The organism is Magnetospirillum gryphiswaldense MSR-1 v2 (assembly GCF_000513295.1).
Taxonomy (GTDB): Bacteria; Pseudomonadota; Alphaproteobacteria; order Rhodospirillales; family Magnetospirillaceae; genus Magnetospirillum; species Magnetospirillum gryphiswaldense.
Genome location: NC_023065.1, coordinates 523709 through 542383, shown reverse-complemented (window position 1 = coordinate 542383; position 18675 = coordinate 523709). Strand labels below are relative to the sequence as shown.

Genomic DNA, 18675 nt, shown 5'->3' with positions numbered 1-18675 from the left:
CTCGTTTTATAGTCCGGTCATGTCCGACCTGATTCCCGGATTGGAAGATTCCGCCGAACCCGCGCCCCATCACGCCGGCCACCGCGAGCGGCTGCGCCAGCGTTTCCTGGCCGAACCCAACGCCTTGCCCGATTACGAAATCCTGGAACTGCTGCTGGCCAGCGTCATCCCGCGCAAGGACACCAAGCCGCTGGCCAAGGCGCTGATCGCCGAGTTCAAGACCTTCGCCGACGTCCTGGCCGCCCCGGTTCAGGCCCTGGAAAGCTTCACCGGTGTTTCGGCGGCCACCGCCGCCTACCTGAAGGTGGTCGAACACGCCGCCACCCGCATGGCCCGCTTGCAGGTGATCGACCGACCGGTGATCACCAAATGGGACCAATTGCTGGATTACTGCACCATTGCCATGGGCCGGCTGCCGACCGAGCAATTCCGCCTGTTGTTCCTGGACCGCAAGAACGTACTGATCGCCGATGAATTGCAGGGCCAGGGCACCGTCGACCACACGCCGCTTTACCCGCGCGAGGTGGTCAAGCGGGCGTTGGACCTGAACGCCTCGGCCATCATCATGGTGCACAACCACCCCAGCGGTGACCCCGCCCCCAGCCGCGCCGACATCGACATGACCAAGCAGGTCGCCAATGCCCTGAAAGGGGTGGGCATCGCGGTGCATGACCACCTGATCATCGGCCGCAAGGGCCATGTCAGCTTCAAGGCCCAGGGGTTGCTGTAATGGAGCTGCAAAAAGCGGTCTTCCCCCCGATCATCGCCGTGTTCAACCATAAGGGCGGCGTCGCCAAGACCACCACCGCCGGCAATCTGGCCGCCTGTCTGGCCGCCTTCGGCTATCGGGTGGTGTTGGCCGATCTGGATGCCCAGGGCAACGCCACCGGTTCTTTCGGCATCCTGCCGTTGCCGCCGGTGGGAGCCATGGACGTCATCACCGGGCGGGTGCGACTGGACGAGGCGCTGATCCCCACCTCGTTCCCCGGTCTGTCGCTGCTGCCCGCCACCACCCAATTGCGCACGGCGGAACAGGAATTGGGGGCGCATGAGCGCTCGCATCTGGCGCTGCGCACGGCATTTGCCAGCCAGAACATCGCCGCCCACGCCCATATCGTCATCATCGACTGCCCGCCATCCTTGGGCACCATCACCGGCAACGCCCTGGCCGCGGCGGCGGCGGTGCTGATCCCGGCGCGGCCCGATCCCTATTCACACGAAGGCCTGGTCAACACCTGGCACGAGATCAAGCGCCTGCGCCAGAACGCCAATGCGACGCTGAACGTGGCCGGCATCTTGCTGACCATGACCGGCGAGGACACCACCGGCGGCGACGTCGCCCGCTCCATGCGGGCGGAATTCGGCGATCAGGTCTATGCCATCGCCATCGAAAACGATCCCAAGGTCACCGAGGCGGCGCAGATGGGGGTGCCGGTATCGGTGCTTGATCCCGATGGCGGCGCCGGTCTGGGCTATTTGCAGGCCACCGCCGAGATGATCACTCGATTGCGCCGCCACGCCCGCCACGACATCCATGCCCTGGCCGAGCCGCTGCCCCTGATCACCGCGCAAAACACCTTGCGCGACTGGCGGTCAAGACTGCCGGGCCTGCAACGGCGGGCCGGGGCCAATCCGGCCTGGACCGCCGTGCAGATCGCCAACGAGGATGCCGACGATCTGCCCTCCGCCCCGCCGCCGGCCAGGACCGAGGCGCCACGCCAGGGCTTCGGTTGGGGGGCGCTGCTGCTGATGCTGCTGCTGGGCGGTGCGTTGGGGGCGGCTGTCACCGTATTTTCGTATAAAGATATCGCTGGACATTGACCGCGCGGCCTTTCTTCCCCATCTTGGTGGACAAGGGAGGTTCCCTAGCTTTACAGGAGCAGCCGATGCGCCGTCGCCAAGCACTCGCCAAGGCCCAACAACAGGTGGATTTGCGTCCCCTGGCCGTGACCTTCCTGTTCGTGATCGCCGCCTTCGCCCTTTACGCGCTCTAGATGATCGGGCCTTGGATGGCGGTGCCCGCCTGACCTTGCCGCCATCTTGGATGCCATGAAAAAAGACAGCCTGATCACCCATGCCGGTCGTCACCCCGAACGTCATTTCGGTGCCGTCAACCCGCCGGTTTACCACGTCTCGACCATCCTGCACCCATCGGTCGCCGCCATGGAGCAAAGCGGCAAGAAGCCGTTCGAGGGTGTGCGCTATGGCCGTTTCGGCACGCCGACCACCCACGCCTTCGAGGAAGCTCTGGCCGCTGTCGAGGGCGGACACAAGACCGTCGCCACCTCGTCCGGTCTGGCCGCCATCACCGGCGCGCTTTTGGCTTATCTGAAGGCCGGCGACCATCTGCTGATGGTCGACACCACCTATTTCCCCACCCGCAAGTTCTGCGATTCGGTCCTGGCCGGTCTGGGTATCGAGACCACCTATTACGACCCGCTGGTGGGGGCCGGCATCAAGGATCTGCTGCGCCCCAACACCCGGGTTGTATTCACCGAATCGCCCGGTTCCCTGACCTTCGAGGTTCAGGACATCCCGCTCATCGCCGAAATCGCCCATGGCCATGGCGCCGTGGTGATGATGGACAACACCTGGGGGGTGCTGAACTTCCAGCCCTTCGCCCATGGTGTCGACGTCTCCATCCAGGCCTGCACCAAATACGTGGTCGGCCATGCCGACGCCATGCTGGGGGCGATCACCCTGAAGGACGAAGACAGCTGGCTCAGGGTCAAATCCTCGGTCGCCGCCTTCGGCCACTCGCCCGGAGCGGAAGAATTGTATCTGGGCCTGCGCGGCCTGCGCACCTTGGCCGTGCGGCTCAGGCAGCATGCCGCCACCGCCCTGACCTTGTGCCAATGGCTGCAAACCCGGCCCGAAATCGAGCGCGTGCTGTATCCGGCCCTGGCCGACGATCCCGGCCATGATCTGTGGCAGCGCGACTTCACCGGTGCCTGCGGTCTGTTCGGGGTGATCCTCAAGCCTGGCTTCGGCAAACCGGCCATCGAGGCCATGCTGGACGGCTATGCCTTTTTCGGTCTGGGCTTTTCCTGGGGCGGCTTTGAAAGCCTGGTCATCCCCACCTATGGCCATTCCATCATCCGTACCGCCAGCGCCTGGGACCATGCCGCCATCAGCCTGCGCTACCATGCCGGGCTCGAGGATGCCTGCGACCTGATCGGCGACCTGGAAGCGGGTTTCGACCGGCTGCGGGGCGGCTGATGCGCTGGCTGGCGCTGCTGGCGGGCCTGCTGCTGGCCCCCCTCACCGCCCCCACAATCGCCCGAGCCCATCCGCATGTGCTGATCGATTCCCACCTGATCTTTCTGTTCGAGGCCGGCAAGATCGCCGGCATCCAGATGGGCTGGAAGTTCGACCCGGTCTATTCCTCGACCCTGGTCCAGGATTTCGACGCCGACAAAAGCGGCAGTCTGTCACCCAGTGAACTGGCCAGCATCGAGAAAGAGGCCTTCCGCGATACCCGCCAGCACCAGTACTTCACCCATGCCCAGGTGGATGGGCGGGTGGTGGAATGGCCGGAAGCGGCGAATTTCCAGGTTCTGGTCCACAAGGACGCGCTGCTTTATGCCTTTCGCCTGAACTTTCCCAGCCCCATCGATCCGCGCCAAAGCCCGCTCAAGGTTTCCACCTATGAGGAAAGCTTTTACATCGATATCGACATCCCCAACGACGCGGCGGTCAAACTGGTGGGCGACGGCTCGCAGGGCTGCCGGGCCATGATGGGCCCGGATAAAGCCAATCCGCTGTTGGGCGGCGTCGCTTTTCCCAAAAAAGTGGAAATCCGTTGCGACTGAGCCTGAGGGCGCCTATGGATAATGTTATGTTATAACACTTAACCAGCCATAGCGACGAAAGCCGAGCATGAGCCTGATGCCCCCCCCCGCCCCCACCGGTTTCGACCTGCCGGAACCCCTGCGCTCGCTGGCCGAATGGGGCTTTGCCCTGCAACGGGGCCTGAATGGGGAGATGCGCCGTCAACTGGTTCTGATGCAAGACGGCGGCGTCAGTTGGGAGCCCTTGGCCGCGATCATCCTGGCCGCCTTTCTCTACGGCATCTTTCACGCCATCGGTCCCGGTCATGGCAAGGTGGTGATCGGATCGTGGTTCGCCAGCCGCCGCGCCCGCATCGCCTATGGCCTGGCCGCCTGCGCCCTGTCGGCGCTGGTGCAGGCGGCGTCGGCCATCGCCGTCGTGCTGCTGCTGGCCGGCGCCCTGTCGCTGGCCCCGCGCGACGTGTTGGCCCAGGCGGCATGGCTGGAAACCGGATCCTATGCCCTGATCACCCTGATGGGGGTGTGGATGCTGGTACAGGCCCTGCGCGGCCGACATGCTTGCGGTCACGATCACGGCGACCATCAACACGGCCCCCATTGCAATCACGCCGATCACACCCCGACCATTCCGGACCGCAGCCTGTGGGCGATGGCGGCAGCGGTGGGGTTCCGCCCCTGTTCGGGCGCCATCCTGGTGCTTTTGTTCACCTTGGCGAATGGCATGCTATGGGTGGGGATCGTGGCGACCTTGGCCATGGCGGTGGGGGTGACCATCACCGTGTCGGGTATCGGCCTGTCGGCCCTGGGGCTGAACCGCCTGCTCGAAAGCCGCTTCGGCACCTCGCCCCACGCCGCCTTATGGCGACGGCTACTGGCGGTGGCCGGCGCCGGGACGATCCTGCTTTTGGGGTTGGTTCTGCTGCTCGGGGTAATCCACAACGGGCCGGCGCTCACCGGCTGAGGCCGGACGCTTGGCGGTGAAACGCTGATCCAGCCGGATAGCGGCGATGGACACGGCGAACAGGGCCAGCCAGACGATACGGTTCTGATAACGGTCATGGGGATTGGACAACGCCCCGCAGACGAAGGCGTTACCCAAAAAGGCGACGATGACCACCGCCAACAAACCGGTGCTGATACGGTCACGCCGCTTCCAGGCCACCGCCAGCAAGACCAGGGCCGCCAATTGCGCCGCCTGGGCGATGGGCACCTGAATCTGGTTCAAAAGCTCGAAGTCGATGCCGCCGTGACGCTGCTGCATGGCATAGCGGAAGGCGCGGAAATCATCGGGATAACGCCTGAGCTGGGTTTTGACGAAATGCCAGCTCATGGGCACCAGATCCTCGCCGGTGCCGATCAGTTCCATCTGGGTCAGCGTGTTGCCCACCATGGCCTTGGCGGTATCCATGGGAAAGGTCTTGATGGTGCCCTTGACGATGGCGGCGGCCTCGTCCTGCATGCCGGTCCAGCCGCCCAATTGCTGGAACACCGATGGCCCCCACAGGAACTCGTCGGCGGTGTGCGGCAATTGCTCCTTGTATTCACACAATTTCAACGGGGCCCCGCCGGGGCAGACCTCGTCCAGATATTTCTGCGCCAGCCCGTCCTGGACGAACAAGGCCAGTTGCAGCACCTGCCCTGAGGCACTGAAAAAGCCCTTACCGGTGGCCATCCAATGGGTCGCCGGCACCAATCCCACGCCCAAGGCCACCGCTGGCAGCACGAAAACCAGACGGGGGCGCGGCATGCGCAAGGAAAAGCGCGAGGCCAGCCACATGGCCGCCAGCACCAGCACCAGTCCCGACGCCACCGCCACATGGGTCATATGAACGCAGATGGACAAACCGACCACCGGGATGAGCACCGCCCGCCGCCAGCGCGGTAAGGCGGAACCGAAGGCCAGCACCGCCACCCCCAGAATGGTCAGCCCGGCGAACATGTCGGCCATCACCTGGGCCACCACCCAGGGCAGGCCGGTGGCCAGGGACAGCAACAGCCCCATGGCCAGATAGACATGGGGGCGATAGCGGGCGATCCACGCCCACACCGCTTCGTGCAGCATCCAGGCCATCAACAGCGCCTGGAACACCGGGATCACCCACAAGGTGTCGAAGGGCCGGGCCAGCACGGTGACCAGCCCATAGGTCATGATGCGGAAGATGATCGGCTGCCAGGAAAAGGCCATCTCGACATAATCTTCGCTGTCGAAATAAACCAGCGGATAGCCGTTCCACAGCGCCGGCCCCAAGAGCAGCAGCATCACCGCCGCGACGGACGCGATCCGCCAGCCCTGCCAATGCAAAAATCGGGCGGTCGCCTCGATCACGCCCGTTTCCAGGTGGTACCTTGCGGGCCGTCTTCCAGAACCACGCCGGAATCGGCCAGTTCCTTGCGGATGCGGTCGGCCTCGGCGAAATTCTTGGCCTTCCGCGCCTCCAGGCGGGCCTGGATCAGGTTTTCGATCCCCGCCTCGTCGGGACCGCTGTCAGCGCCTGCCGATTGCCAGCGAAACCACACTTCCGGGTCTTGCAACAGAACACCCAAGGCTTGGCCGGCGGCCAGCAGAGCACCGCGGGCGCGGGCCTTGTCGGCGACGCTTTCCGCCTTGTTCAAGCTGCCGGCCAATTCATGCAGATGGGAAATGGCCAAGGGCGTGTTGAGGTCGTCTTCCAGCGCCGCCTGCACCGCCAGCGGCAATTCCACCGCCTCGGTGCCGGCATCGGCGGTGCCGCGCAAGGCATTGTACAGACGGTCCAAGGTGGCACGGGCCTGCTTCAGCCCCTCGGCGGTCCAGTCGAAGGGCTGGTGGTAATGGGTGGACAACATGCACAGGCGGATGGCCTCGCCCGGGGCAGTTTCCAGCAACTCGCGCACGGTGAAGAAGTTGCCCAGCGACTTGGACATCTTCTCGCCTTCCACCATCAGATAGCCGTTATGCAGCCAATAACGGGCGAACGGCGCGCCGTTGGCGCACTGGCTTTGGGCGATTTCGTTCTCGTGGTGGGGGAAGACCAGATCCTGGCCGCCGCCATGGATATCGAAGGTCTGGCCCAGATACTGGCCGCTCATGGCGCTGCATTCGATGTGCCAGCCCGGACGACCCCGGCCCCAGGGTGAGTCCCAGCCGGGCAGATCGGGGGGGGACGGCTTCCACAGCACGAAATCACCGGCATTCTTTTTATAAGGCGCCACCTCGACGCGAGCACCGGCGATCATCTCATCCATGGAACGGCGCGACAATTGGCCGTAATCGGCCATGCTGCCCACCTCGAACAACACATGGCCTTCGGCGGCGTAGGCATGGCCCTTGGCGATCAGCACCTGGATCATGTCGATCATCTGCTGGATATGGGCGGTCGCACGCGGCTCGATGGTCGGCGGCAGGGCGTTCAACTCGGCGATGTCGTCATGAAACATCTGGGTCGTCCGCGCGGTGATCACCGCGATCGGCTCGCCCGAATCCTTGGACCGCTGATTGATCTTGTCGTCCACGTCGGTGATGTTGCGCACATAGGTCACCGCCGGATACAGCCGGGTCAGCAACCGGTACAGCACGTCGAAGACGATGACCGGACGGGCATTGCCGATATGGGCGCGGTCATAGACGGTGGGGCCGCACACATACATGCCCACGTGATCGGGGGACAGAGGCTGGAAGGCTTCCTTCCGGCGGGTCAGCGTGTTGTACAGAACCAGGGCCACGACGGCACCTCCCCCTTTAGGCGACTTGGCCGGACAGACGCGCCAGCGCCTTGTCGCGACCGATCAGCGGCAGCAGCAATTTCAGTTCCGGGCCGTTTTCGCGGCCCGTGAGCGCCAGACGCAGCGGGTGGAACAGCTCGCGCCCCTTGCGTCCGGTCGCCTGCTTGACGGCATTGGTCCACGCCCCCCAGGTGGTCTGATCCCAGGCGCCATCGGGCAGAACCGCCGCCGCCTGGGCGCAGAACGCCGCGTCCTCGATCACCGGATCGATGGGGCCGGTGACCACCGGCCACCACTGGGCCGCGTCGCCGATGCTGGCCAGGTTGGCCTTGACCGCATCCCAGAAGCCCGCATGGACACCGTCCAGGCCCAAGGCGGCCAGACGCGGCGCCACCTGATCGAAGCTGAGGCCATGCAGCAACTTGGCATTCAGGTGGGCCAATTCGTTCGGATCGAACTTGGCGGTGGAACGGCTGAAATGGGTGATGTCGAACTCATCCACCAACTGATCCAGAACAGCACGGATCTCGATGGCGTCGGACGTGCCCAGCTTGGCCAGCAGCGAATTGACCGCCATGGGCTCGGTACCCTGCTCGCGCAGATCGGCCAAGGACAGCGAACCCAGGCGCTTGGACAGGCCGGCGCCGGAAATATCGGTCAGCAGCGGCAGGTGGGCGAAAGCCGGCGGCTCGGCCCCTAAAGCCCGGAACAGTTGGATTTGCGGTGCCGAATTGGTGACGTGATCCTCGCCACGGATGATGTGGCTGATGGCGAACTCGATATCGTCGACGACGCTGGGCAGGGTGTACAGATAGGTGCCGTCGGCGCGGATCAGCACCGGATCGGACAGGGACGCGCAATTGACGTGGCTGTCACCGCGCACCAGGTCGTCCCAGCGCACATCCTTGTGGTCGAGCTTGAAACGCCAATGGGGCTGGCGGCCCTCGGCCTCGAACTTGGCGCGGTCGGCGGCGGTGACGTGCAAGCCGGCGCGGTCATAGACCGGCGGCAGGCCACGGGCCAATTGCCGCTTGCGCTTGAAATCCAGCTCTTCCGGCGTTTCCCAGCAGGCATACAGGCGGCCATCGGCCTTCAGCCGCTCGGCGGCGGCGGTGTACATATCCAGCCGCTTGGACTGCCACGCCTTTTTGTCCCAGGCCAAGCCCAGCCAGGACAGGTCGCGGGCGATGCCTTGGGCGAATGCGTCGGTGGAGCGCGCCAGATCGGTGTCGTCGTAGCGCAGCATGAAATAGCCGCCATGCGCCTTGGCGAACAGCCAGTTGATCAAGGCGACGCGGGCATTGCCCACATGCAAAAGCCCGGTGGGGCTGGGGGCGAAGCGGACCGTGACGGTCATGGGATGAGGACGTTTCCAAAAGGTTTGGCGAAGCGGTCCTCCCCTATAGCACCTGGCCTTGGCGGCAACAAGCCTGGGGCATCACCGCCGTCAACGGACCCGCACCGAGGCCCGAGGACGGGGCAATGTGAACGGCCATTGACAATAGCCGCGCCGCTACCGGTTGCCCGCATGCCTAAGCCATATTACCTTGGCGGCGCGAGCAAACCATGGCAATCGATGATTGCCGACGGCAGAAGAAAGTCAGATGAAAAGAGCATTGCCGTCCATATTGTCAAGGCAGTTCCAGTTCATATTTCTGGCTTTCACCCTGACTCTGACCAACACCTTTACCACCACCTTGGCGTCATCGACGTTTTTGTCCAATGCCGGGGCGGATAGCCTGCCGATTTATTACGTCATCTTTTCCGCTGTCTCGATTCCGGTTTCACTCGTTTTTTCCACCATCATCGACAAATGGCCGCGATCGCGGATTTTTCAGGCCATGCTGCTGACCTTGCTGGTCCAGGGCGTGGCGCTGCCGCTGTTGCCGCTGGTGATGGAGGCGGCAACGGCGGGGACCATCGCCTATCTGGGCTTCAGCATCTGCGAAATGCTGCTGTACAGCGTTTACTACGTCCTGTTCGCCGATCATTTCACCGCTACCGAGGCCAACCGCCTGACCACGCCGGTGGCCATGAGCATGGCCATGGGCGGCATCGCCGGGGCTGGGCTGGTCGGCGGCATCGCCGCCCTGATGCCGCGCGAGGTGGCGGCCATGACCGCGCCGCTGCTGGCCGGGCTGGTGCTGATGCAATCCATCTGGCTGAGCCGGCGGGAAGAGCCGCTGGACGAATGCGAATCGGCGGCGGATGAAGGCGTGTGGGACAGCATCCGCATCCTGCCCAAGGTGGCGTCGCGTTATCCCATCATCGCCTTCATGGCGGCGGCGGTATTCCTTAACACCATGCTGCAATGCATGGCCGAATACGCGGCGTTTTCCATCTATTCCGAACATTATCCCGACGAAGACGCGCTGACCGCCTTTCTCGGGCTGGCCAATGCCGGCATCAACGTGATCGGCGTCATCATCGTCCTGGCCTTCACCAACCCGCTGCTGCCACGTCTGGGGGTGGCGCGCATGAATGTGTGCGTGCCCTTGTTCAACAGCTTCGCCTTCGGCGTGCTGGCGCTGTGGAACGGCCTGCCGGCGGGGGTGCTGTCGCACATCAATTACGACGCCTTCGAAAACAATGCCGGCGTGCCGGTGTTTTCCATGAACTACAACGCCATGCCCCATCGCTTCGTCGGGCGCATCCGGGTGTTCAACGACGGCGCCGTCTATCCCCTGGCCTTGCTGGTGGCCGGGCTGGTGCTGCTGGTGCTCGACGGGCTGGTGCCGCTGTCGGGCATCGCCGTGCTGTGCGTGGGCCTGAGCGTGGTTTTCCTGCTGGTCGCCCTGCGCATCAAACGTCATTACGTGCACGGGCTGATCGAGATGCTGCGCAACGGCAGCATGGATCTGGATGCCGCCGGCAAGGGCTTTCGCCCGCCGCCGGAATACGTGGACGACATCATCACCATGCTCGACAGCCCCGATGCCGACACCGTGTTCCTGGGGCTGGAAATGGCAGTGCGCTGCGACAGCACCATCGCCCTGGCCCGCGCCGGCGATTGCCTGCCCAAGCTGGACCCCCAGCGTGGCCGCACCATCCTGCACGACCTGCTGACCGAGAACCGGGCCGGCACCATCATCTTGCTGCGCGATTTGTGCGATTCGCCCATGGCCGAACTGCGTCGGCTCGGCCTTGGCGTTCTGGGGGAAAAAGCCCTGCCGCTGGATGGTTGCGATATGGCCGCCCTAGCCGTCGACAACGATGAAAGCGTCGTCGCCATGGCCCGGGTGCTGAACGGCGCCGGAACCGGCGACACCGCGCGTTTATCCACCGCCGCGGCCCAGGCGGTCATCGACATCACCGCCAGCCTGGCTCCACGCGACGCCGCCCGGATCATCCGCGCCTTCGGTGACCATCCGGCGCCGCAAGTGCGGGCGGCGGCCCTGATCGCCACCACCCGCCATGCTCAACCCGGCGACAGCGCGGTGATGCCGTGGGCGCGCAAGGCGGCGCAAGAGGCCGACACCGAAGTCCGCGCCGCCGCCCTGGCGGCGCTGACCCGTCTGAGCCTGCCGGTCAACCTGCCGGCCCTGGCCGCAGCCGGTCTGGGCGATGACGACCCCAGGGTTCGCCGCTTGGTGGCGGCGGAACTGGGCCAGCGCGGCACCGATGCCTTGCCGGCGGTGGCGGCGCAATTGCGGGCGCTATCCCCGGCCACCTGTCATGCCGCCCTCGACGCTCTGGGCCTGATCGGCGGCAAAAGCGCGGATCAGGCGCTGTTCGCCTTTTTGTCGGAACGGGTCTATCCCCAGACCACCCAGGCGCTGGCGCTGCAAAAGCGCGTCCCCGGCGACGGCACCGCCTGGGCGGCCTTGCGGCAGGCCCTCGACGACGTCAACCAGCAATCCCTGGCCCTGGTCCTGGCCGGATTGGGGGCCATGGGCTATCAGCGCATCCTTGGTTCGGTCCGTGCCGCCCTGGCCGCCAGCGAGCCCCGGGTCAAATCCAACGCCCTGGAAACCCTGGCGTCGCTGGCCCATCGCCATTACGTGCTGCCATTGCTGCCGCTGCTGGAACAACAGGCCGATGCCCCACCGCCGGCCCGGCCCACGGATGCGGCCATCATCGCCGACATCCTGACCCAGGCCCTGGCCCTGCCCAGCCCATGGGTGCGTGCCGCCGCCCTGGTGGTATGGCGGCAGGACCTCAACACTCTGCCGCCCGCATCGGACGATACCGAAGATGCGGTGGTCGCCGAAACCCGTGCCCGGCTGGCGGCGGGAACCGCTCCGGACGACAAGGATCTCCCCATGAACCGACTGGCCTTCCTGAAATCGGTTTCGCTGTTCCAGAACATGAGTCTGGACAATCTGGTGGCCCTGGACCACGCCATGAGCCGCGAAACCTATCTGGCCGGCGAAGATATCGTGCGCGAAGGCGAATCCGGCGACCGTCTATACGTGATCTTTCGCGGCGCGGTCACCATCACCAAGCACCTGCCCGACGGGCCGCGCCAATTGGCGACGCTGCACAGCGGCCAGATTTTCGGCGAAATGTCCATCTTCGAGGCGGAAACCCGCTCGGCCACCGTCACCGCCACCGAGGAAACCGAGGTGCTGTCGCTGGACCAGGACCACCTGCACAGCCTGATCCAGCAACGCCCTGAAATATCGGTGGAAATGTGCAAGGTGCTGGTACGGCGCTTGCGGAAGATGATTGCCTGAGATTATCAGGCAAACTCGTGGCGCGGGTGAAACTGGTTGTAATCACACAGCAATTCCTCGCCGGCGACGATGTCGCGGGTGGCGATGGTATCGACCACGCAATCGGTGTTGGGCTGGTCGCTGTGATTGAAGAAGCGCGCATGGTCGCCGTCGAGCAAATAGATCGGGCTGCCCACCTCTTCCGGATATGAATAGGTCCGCAGGAACGACCGCGCCGGTTCCGGCAAGGCATCGCGCTCGGCCTGGGTGAAACGGCGATCGACCCGCTCGTCAAACCGCCAGATCACCGTGCCCTTGGCGATGTTTTCACCGGCGAACAGACCGATGCCATGGACGGAACTAGCCCCCAGATAAGTCTTGACCAGCAGCATAATCCCCTCCCCCTAAAGAATGCAGCGTTGGCCGTCGTCGATGCCTTCGCACCAGCACGGACGGCCCAGCTTGATCAGATCCATGTCATGGTAGTTGATGGTCAATTGCTCGCCCGCTTCGATGGCGCGGATGGTTTCCACCACCAGCACCCCGGCATCGGCGCGGCAATTGGCCTTGCACGAATGGTTGATGAAGTCGATGCCGCTGATCTCCACCCCCGCCTGCGGCATGATGGCGTAAAGCTTGCCGTCGGTCAGCCTCAGGTGGATGGACATGCTGCCATCCTGGCCCCGCCAATCCACCAGCCCATCCGCGGCGAGATCAAACACTTGGGCGGCACCGTCGAAGACGCCGACCACCGTGCCACCGGCGATGTCGCGGCGGGCGAAAACCCCGGATTCCCCCGCCACTGCGCGCACTTCCACCAAATCAAGATCGGTCCAGCTCATCTCGTCCCCGTTTTTTGTCCCCAGGGCTGAGACTACCCGATACCGCCTCAATCGTAAGTCAAACCAAACCTCGTTCAACATGCGTTGAATATCAATCGGTTACGCTTTTACCGGCACTTTGGCGCCACACCACGTCCTGAAACGCCGATTGTCGCGGCTGGGATCGGGTCAAGGCTTAGGCAGCAGCGCCCCTTGGCAGGCCTTGACCATGGACATCCAGTCCTGGGCCAGGCCGTCCATCTCGGCGCCGATTTCATCGCCCACGGTCAGCAGATCGGGTGGCGGCAGCGGCAGATAGGCCTCGGCGGTGCCGCATTCGCGATGGATTTTCATGCCCAGCTTGCGGGCCAGGGCGATCATCGAGCCGTTGTCGCTTTGACACAGGGTGTAAAGCTTTTCCGCCCTGCGGTTGCGGGTCCAGCGCACGGCGCGCCGGGTCAGTTCGGCACCGACGCCATGGGCACGGCTGTCGCTGTCGACACTGATGCCCATCTCCGCCACCGGGCCGGCAAAGGCCACATGGGCGACACCCACCAGCCGGTCACCGTCGAAACAGCCCAGCAGCAGGTCATCGGCGGCGATGCCGGCGACGTATTTGTCGATCCAGTCGTCACCGACGCGGGAATGAGCGAAACGGAAGGAACGGTCGGCGGGCGACAGGCGCTTCAGATGCGCGGCGAAAAGCGGGCGTTCAGCCATCAAAAGCTTGCGATGCAGCATGACCTTGTACTCCTGCTTTCCCTCCCTGATCTCATAATTAGCAGAAATTTATTGTGCAGTGCAACATAAATCTGGTCATACCGGTCCAACGTCCTCGCAGATGTGCAAAACGGCACCATCTTCGTCCACTTCCACCAATTGCACCGGATAGCCCCATAGATTGGCCAGATGGCGCAGGGTATGGCCGGCCTGGGCCGAATCCAGCAAGATACCGTTGGCCACCCGGTGATGGACAATCAGCCGGCGGTCACCGCTCAGGTCGACGTCGGCCACCTGGATGTCCGCTTCCAGGGCACCGATATCGTAGCTGCGGGCCAGGGTCTGACGCACCTGACGATAGCCGCGCTCGTCATGAATGGCCTTGATCACCATGTCGTCATCCTCGGCCTTGTCGTGCAGATGGAACAGCCGGAGCTTGCGCATGACGGCCGGCGACAGGAATTGCAGGATGAAGCTTTCGTCGCGGTAATCGGCCCAGGCATGGCGAAGCGTCGCCCACGGGTCGTTGTTGCCGGCGAAATCGGGGAACCAGGCACGGTCCTCGACGGTGGGCTGGGTGCAGATGCGGGCGATGTCCTGCATCATGGCGAAACCCAGGGCATAGGGGTTGAGGCCGGAATAGCGCGGATCGTCGAAGCCGGGCTGGAACACCACATTGGTGTGGGAGTGCAAAATCTCCATCAAGGTGCCGTCATCGATGCGGCCCTGTTCATGCAGGCGGTTGGCGATGGTGTAATGCACCATGGTGGCGCAGCCTTCGTTCATCACCTTGGTCTGCTTTTGCGGATAGAAATACTGGGCGATGTTGCGGACGATGCGCAAAATCTCGCGCTGCCACGGCGCCAGCAGCGGCGCCGATTTTTCCAGGAAATACAGGATGTTTTCCTCGGGCAGACCTAGCGCGTGCTTGCGTTCGGCCAAATCCTCGTCCACCGGGGCGCTGATTCCGGCCTTGGGCAGCGTCCGCCACAGATCGTTGTAATTCTGCTGGAACCAGTCTTCCCGCTCTTTCTCGCGCCGCTTGTCCTCGGCCAGATCGAACGGACGCTTGCGCGGATATTTGTGCACGCCGTGGCTCATAAGCGCATGGGCGGCGTCCAACACCCGCTCCACCGCCCGCTGTCCATGGCGTTCTTCGGCGTGCTGGATGTAGCCCTTGGCGAAGTCCAGGTAGTCCAGGATGCCCTTGGCGTCGGTCCATTGCCGGAACAAGGCGTTGTTCTTGAAGAAATGGTTATGGCCGAAGGCGGCATGGGCGACCACCAGGGTCTGCATGGCCATGGAGTTTTCCTCCATGACATAGGAAATACACGGGCTGGAATTGATGACGATCTCATAGGCCAGACCGCGCATGCCCTTGCGGTATAAAGTCTCGTCGGCGGCGAAATGCTTGCCGAACGACCAATGCTTGTACATCAGCGGCATGCCGATGGAGGAATAGGCATCCAGCATCTGCTCGGCGGTGATCACCTCGATCTGGTTGGGATAGGTGTCCAGGCCCAATTCGTCATGGGCGATGCGGGCGATGGCATCATGGGTGCGCTGGAGCTTGTCGAAGTTCCAGTCGGCGCCGGTGAACAGCAATTTACCCGGACCGTCATGCCTGGGCATGGCTTTTCTCCCGGCTGAACAATTCACGGAACACCGGAAAGATCTGGGCGCGGTTGCGCACCTTGCGCATGGCCATGTTAGGGGCGGCGACGCTTTTATAGGTGCGCCACAGATCGGTTTCGCGCCCCAGCCAATCCTTGTACTCGGCGCCCACTTCGATATAGGCGAAGTACTGGCACACCGGCAGGATGGCGGTGGTCAACAGCCCGATGGCGGTGGCATTGTCGGAATTGGTGTTGTCGCCGTCCGAGGCCTGGGCGGCATAGATGTTCCAGTCATGGGGCGAATAGCGGGCCTTGACGATCCGGGTCATCTCGACCAGGGCGGTGGAGACCACGGTACCGCCGGTTTCGGTGGAATAGAAGAAGGTCTGCTCATCCACCTCCTTGGCCTGGTGGGTGTGGCGGATGAAGACGATGTCCACATGGGCATAGCGCCGGTTGAGGAACAGATAAAGCAGCATATAGAAGCGCTTGGCCAAATCCTTCATGTGCTCGGTCATCGACCCCGACACGTCCATCAGACAGAACATCACCGCCTGGGAAATGGGCTTGGGCGTGGCCTGGAAGCGGTTGTAGCGCACGTCCACCGGGTCGATATAGGGCACAAGCCGCGACTTGGTCAGTTGCGCCTCAAGCTCTAGGCGCAGTTCCGACAGCAATTCCGGGTTGTCGCCGTTTTCCTCGAGTTCGGCGATGGCCGCCTGCAATTCAGCCATTTCGGCGGGCTTGGGCCGCTTGAGCGCGATGCGCCGGCTGAGCGAGTTGCGCATGGTGCGCACAAGGTTGAGGTTGGACGGCGAACCGGTGACCGACAGGCCGGCGCGGGAAAACGCCATCTGCTCGGATTTTTGCAGGTTCTTCTTGTCCATGTCCGGCAGTTCCAGGTCTTCCAGGAACAGGTCGAGGAACTCGTCGCGCGACAGGACGAAATGAAAGGCATCGTCGCCGCCGCCATCGGGCGAGCCGTCCGATCCCCCTGCCCCGCCCGATTGCTTGGGCGGCTTGGCGATGGTGTCGCCGGTAATGAACTCCTTGTTGCCGGGGACGACGTAATCGCGGATACCGCCTTCCGCCGCCCGGCGGAAACTGGGCTCGCGCAGATCGTCCATGGGAATGGAAATGCCCTCGCCGCCGTCGATATCGGTGATGGAGCGCCCGCTGGAGGCCTCGCGCACCGCCTTCCTGATCTGCTCGCGGGCGCGGCGCAGAAAGCGCTGGCGGTTGGCCAGACTTTTGCCTTTCGGGTTCAGGCGGCGGTCGATGATGTTCATTGTTTTATGCCCTCTCGTCTCCGTCACTCCCGCGCAGGCGGGAGTCCAGGGGGTGCACCTCCACCTTTTCCGCGACTCCTGGATACCCGCCTGCGCGGGTATGACGGTTAGCGTGAAAATCACCCCGCCTGCTTGACCCGCATGTACCATTCCACCAGCCGGCGCACTTGCCGTTCGGTGTAGCCGCGGCTCATCATCCGCTCGACAAATTCATGGTGTTTCTTCTCGCTGTCGCTGTCCTTCTTGGTGCCGAAGCTGATCACCGGCAGCAGGTCTTCCACCTGACTGAACATGCGCCGCTCGATCACCTCGCGGATTTTCTCGTAAGAGGTCCAAGACGGATTGCGGCCCTTGTTGTTGGCCCTGGTCCGCAAGGAGAACTTGACCACCTCGTTGCGGAAATCCTTGGGGTTGGCGATGCCCGCCGGCTTTTCGATCTTGGACAATTCCTGGTTCAACAGCTCGCGGTTGAGCAATTGTCCGGTATCGGGATCCTTGAAATCCTGATCCTCGATCCAGGAATCGGCGTAATCGACATAGCGGTCGAACAGGTTCTGGCCGTAATCATGATAGCTTTCCAAGTAAGCCTTCTGCACTTCGTTGCCGATGAATTCGGCATAACGCTGGGCCAGATCGGACTTGATGAAGTCGATGTATTTCTTTTCCGTATCCTCGGGGAATTGCTCGCGCTTGATGCTTTGTTCCAGCACATACATCAGATGTACCGGATCGGCGGCCACTTCGCCGGTGTCGTAATTGAAGGTGGACGACAGCACCTTGAAGGCGAAGCGGGTGGAAATGCCGTCCATGCCCTCGTCCACCCCGGCCGCATCCTTGTATTCCTGCATGGGCTTGGCCTTGGGGTCGGTCTCCTTGATGCTTTCGCCGTCATAGACCCGCATCTTGGAATAGAGGTTGGAGTTCTCGTGTTCCTTCAGCCGCGACAGCACGGTGAAACGGGCCAGCATTTCCAAGGTGGCCGGGGCGCACGGCGCCTGGGCCAGTTCCGAGGTGCGGATAAGTTTATCGTAGATGCGCTGTTCCTCGGTGACGCGCAGGCAATAGGGCACCTTGATGACGCAGATGCGGTCGATGAAGGCTTCGTTGTTCTTGTTGTTCTTGAAGGTCTGCCACTCGGCTTCGTTGGAATGGGCCAGGATGATGCCCGAAAACGGCATTGCACCGATATTCTCGGAGCCGGCGTAATTGCCCTCCTGCGTCGCCGTCAGCAGCGGATGCAGCATCTTGATCGGCGCCTTGAACATCTCGACGAATTCAAGCAGCCCCTGGGTGCAGCGGTTCAAGCCGCCGGAATGGGAATAAGCGTCGGGATCGTTCTGGCCGAACATCTCCAGCTTGCGGATGTCCACCTTGCCCACCAAGGTGGAAATGTCCTGGTTGTTCTCGTCGCCCGGCTCGCATTTGGCCACACCGATCTGCCTGAGCCGCGACGGATAGACCTTGACCACCTTGAAGCGCGAGATGTCGCCGGCGAATTCGTCCAGACGCTTGACCGCCCACGGGCTCATCACTCCGGGCAGGCGGCGCTTGGCGATGCCGTATTTTTCCTCCAGCATGTCGCCCATGGTGTCGGGATCGAACAACCCCAGCGGGCTTTCGAACATGGGGGATATTTCCTTGCCTGCCTTCAGCACATAGATGGGCATGGCCTCCATCAGCGCCTTCAGCCGCTCGGCCAGCGACGACTTGCCGCCGCCCACCGGCCCCAGCAGGTACAGGATCTGCTTGCGCTCCTCCAACCCCTGCGCCGCGTGGCGGAAATAGCCGACGATGCGCTCGATGGTTTCCTCCATGCCGTAGAACTCGGCGAAGGCCGGATAAATCTTGATGGTCCGGTTCATGAATACCCGACTGAGCCGCTGGTCCTTGGCGGTGTCGATGATGGCGGGTTCACCGATGGCGGCGATCATCCGTTCCGCGGCTGAGGCATACATCATCGGATCGTCGCGGCAGCCGGCCAGATACTCGGCCAGGCTCATCTCGGATTCCTTGCGGCCTTCATAGGATCGGGCGAAGTGGGCGAAAATGTCATCGGCGGCGTGCATGGCGTTCTCCCTTCA

Annotated in this window: 15 protein-coding genes; 6 read left to right on the top strand and 9 right to left on the bottom strand. The window is 63.3% G+C overall.

What is annotated here, in order from left to right:
• Positions 1-19 precede the first annotated feature (19 nt).
• From radC to MGMSRV2_RS02525, 5 genes are all read left to right on the top strand, one after another.
• Complete coding sequence (radC, locus tag MGMSRV2_RS02545) at positions 20-730, top strand: RadC family protein (protein WP_024078755.1); 711 nt, start codon at positions 20-22, stop codon at positions 728-730.
• On the top strand, positions 730-1821 hold the full coding sequence (locus MGMSRV2_RS02540) for a ParA family protein (protein WP_024078754.1): 1092 nt from the start codon (positions 730-732) through the stop codon (positions 1819-1821). Before radC ends, MGMSRV2_RS02540 begins: the two co-directional genes overlap by 1 nt.
• A 228-nt stretch (positions 1822-2049) precedes the next feature.
• Complete coding sequence (metC, locus tag MGMSRV2_RS02535; RefSeq protein ID WP_024078752.1) at positions 2050-3219, top strand: cystathionine beta-lyase; 1170 nt, start codon at positions 2050-2052, stop codon at positions 3217-3219.
• Positions 3219-3812 (top strand): DUF1007 family protein, encoded by a 594-nt coding sequence (locus MGMSRV2_RS02530; RefSeq protein WP_024078751.1) that lies wholly within the window; start codon positions 3219-3221, stop codon positions 3810-3812. Before metC ends, MGMSRV2_RS02530 begins: the two co-directional genes overlap by 1 nt.
• A 67-nt stretch (positions 3813-3879) precedes the next feature.
• On the top strand, positions 3880-4752 hold the full coding sequence (locus MGMSRV2_RS02525; protein WP_024078750.1) for a nickel/cobalt transporter: 873 nt from the start codon (positions 3880-3882) through the stop codon (positions 4750-4752).
• Here MGMSRV2_RS02525 and MGMSRV2_RS02520 read toward each other — a convergent pair.
• From MGMSRV2_RS02520 to gltX, 3 genes are read right to left on the bottom strand one after another with little or no spacing between them, the layout of a single operon-like run.
• Positions 4660-6117, bottom strand: coding sequence for a hypothetical protein (locus tag MGMSRV2_RS02520; RefSeq protein WP_024078749.1), 1458 nt, complete (start codon positions 6115-6117; stop codon positions 4660-4662). The two genes, MGMSRV2_RS02525 and MGMSRV2_RS02520, sit on opposite strands and share 93 nt — an antisense overlap.
• Entirely contained in the window at positions 6114-7493 is a 1380-nt protein-coding gene (gene cysS, locus MGMSRV2_RS02515; protein WP_024078748.1) for a cysteine--tRNA ligase, read from the bottom strand. Before cysS ends, MGMSRV2_RS02520 begins: the two co-directional genes overlap by 4 nt.
• 16 nt (positions 7494-7509) lie before the next feature.
• A complete protein-coding gene (gene gltX, locus MGMSRV2_RS02510; protein ID WP_024078747.1) occupies positions 7510-8850 on the bottom strand; it encodes a glutamate--tRNA ligase in 1341 nt (446 codons plus the stop codon).
• 247 nt (positions 8851-9097) lie between these two features.
• Between gltX and MGMSRV2_RS02505 the strand changes: the two genes are divergently transcribed.
• On the top strand, positions 9098-12169 hold the full coding sequence (locus MGMSRV2_RS02505) for a cyclic nucleotide-binding domain-containing protein (RefSeq protein ID WP_024078746.1): 3072 nt from the start codon (positions 9098-9100) through the stop codon (positions 12167-12169).
• Positions 12170-12174: 5 nt separating this feature from the next.
• Here the strand turns inward: MGMSRV2_RS02505 and MGMSRV2_RS02500 are convergent, their stop codons facing one another.
• The 6 genes from MGMSRV2_RS02500 to MGMSRV2_RS02475 form a co-directional block, all read right to left on the bottom strand.
• Positions 12175-12540 carry an SET domain-containing protein gene (locus tag MGMSRV2_RS02500; RefSeq protein ID WP_024078745.1) on the bottom strand — a complete coding sequence of 122 codons (366 nt, stop codon included), beginning with the start codon at positions 12538-12540 and terminating at the stop codon, positions 12175-12177.
• Positions 12541-12552: 12 nt separating this feature from the next.
• The gene (locus MGMSRV2_RS02495) at positions 12553-12990 is read right to left on the bottom strand and encodes an SET domain-containing protein-lysine N-methyltransferase (RefSeq protein ID WP_024078744.1); all 438 of its coding nucleotides are present in this window, start codon (positions 12988-12990) and stop codon (positions 12553-12555) included.
• Positions 12991-13158: 168 nt separating this feature from the next.
• Complete coding sequence (locus MGMSRV2_RS02490) at positions 13159-13710, bottom strand: GNAT family N-acetyltransferase (RefSeq protein WP_024078743.1); 552 nt, start codon at positions 13708-13710, stop codon at positions 13159-13161.
• 75 nt (positions 13711-13785) lie between these two features.
• Positions 13786-15321, bottom strand: a complete 1536-nt coding sequence (locus MGMSRV2_RS02485; RefSeq protein WP_024078742.1) for a SpoVR family protein — start codon at positions 15319-15321, stop codon at positions 13786-13788.
• Positions 15308-16594, bottom strand: a complete 1287-nt coding sequence (locus MGMSRV2_RS02480; RefSeq protein ID WP_024078741.1) for a YeaH/YhbH family protein — start codon at positions 16592-16594, stop codon at positions 15308-15310. The genes MGMSRV2_RS02485 and MGMSRV2_RS02480 overlap by 14 nt, the downstream gene beginning before the upstream one ends.
• A gap of 119 nt (positions 16595-16713) precedes the next feature.
• A complete protein-coding gene (locus tag MGMSRV2_RS02475; RefSeq protein WP_024078740.1) occupies positions 16714-18660 on the bottom strand; it encodes a PrkA family serine protein kinase in 1947 nt (648 codons plus the stop codon).
• Positions 18661-18675 lie beyond the last annotated feature (15 nt).

Coding starts and splice junctions, on each gene's coding strand:
- MGMSRV2_RS02505 (WP_024078746.1), top strand. CDS start 9,098: ATGAAAAGAGCATTGCCGTCCATATTGTCAAGGCAGTTCCAGTTCATA.
- radC (WP_024078755.1), top strand. CDS start 20: ATGTCCGACCTGATTCCCGGATTGGAAGATTCCGCCGAACCCGCGCCC.
- MGMSRV2_RS02480 (WP_024078741.1), bottom strand. CDS start 16,594: ATGAACATCATCGACCGCCGCCTGAACCCGAAAGGCAAAAGTCTGGCC.
- MGMSRV2_RS02530 (WP_024078751.1), top strand. CDS start 3,219: ATGCGCTGGCTGGCGCTGCTGGCGGGCCTGCTGCTGGCCCCCCTCACC.
- gltX (WP_024078747.1), bottom strand. CDS start 8,850: ATGACCGTCACGGTCCGCTTCGCCCCCAGCCCCACCGGGCTTTTGCAT.
- MGMSRV2_RS02500 (WP_024078745.1), bottom strand. CDS start 12,540: ATGCTGCTGGTCAAGACTTATCTGGGGGCTAGTTCCGTCCATGGCATC.
- MGMSRV2_RS02540 (WP_024078754.1), top strand. CDS start 730: ATGGAGCTGCAAAAAGCGGTCTTCCCCCCGATCATCGCCGTGTTCAAC.
- MGMSRV2_RS02525 (WP_024078750.1), top strand. CDS start 3,880: ATGAGCCTGATGCCCCCCCCCGCCCCCACCGGTTTCGACCTGCCGGAA.
- MGMSRV2_RS02485 (WP_024078742.1), bottom strand. CDS start 15,321: ATGCCCAGGCATGACGGTCCGGGTAAATTGCTGTTCACCGGCGCCGAC.
- metC (WP_024078752.1), top strand. CDS start 2,050: ATGAAAAAAGACAGCCTGATCACCCATGCCGGTCGTCACCCCGAACGT.
- MGMSRV2_RS02490 (WP_024078743.1), bottom strand. CDS start 13,710: ATGCTGCATCGCAAGCTTTTGATGGCTGAACGCCCGCTTTTCGCCGCG.
- MGMSRV2_RS02495 (WP_024078744.1), bottom strand. CDS start 12,990: ATGAGCTGGACCGATCTTGATTTGGTGGAAGTGCGCGCAGTGGCGGGG.
- MGMSRV2_RS02475 (WP_024078740.1), bottom strand. CDS start 18,660: ATGCACGCCGCCGATGACATTTTCGCCCACTTCGCCCGATCCTATGAA.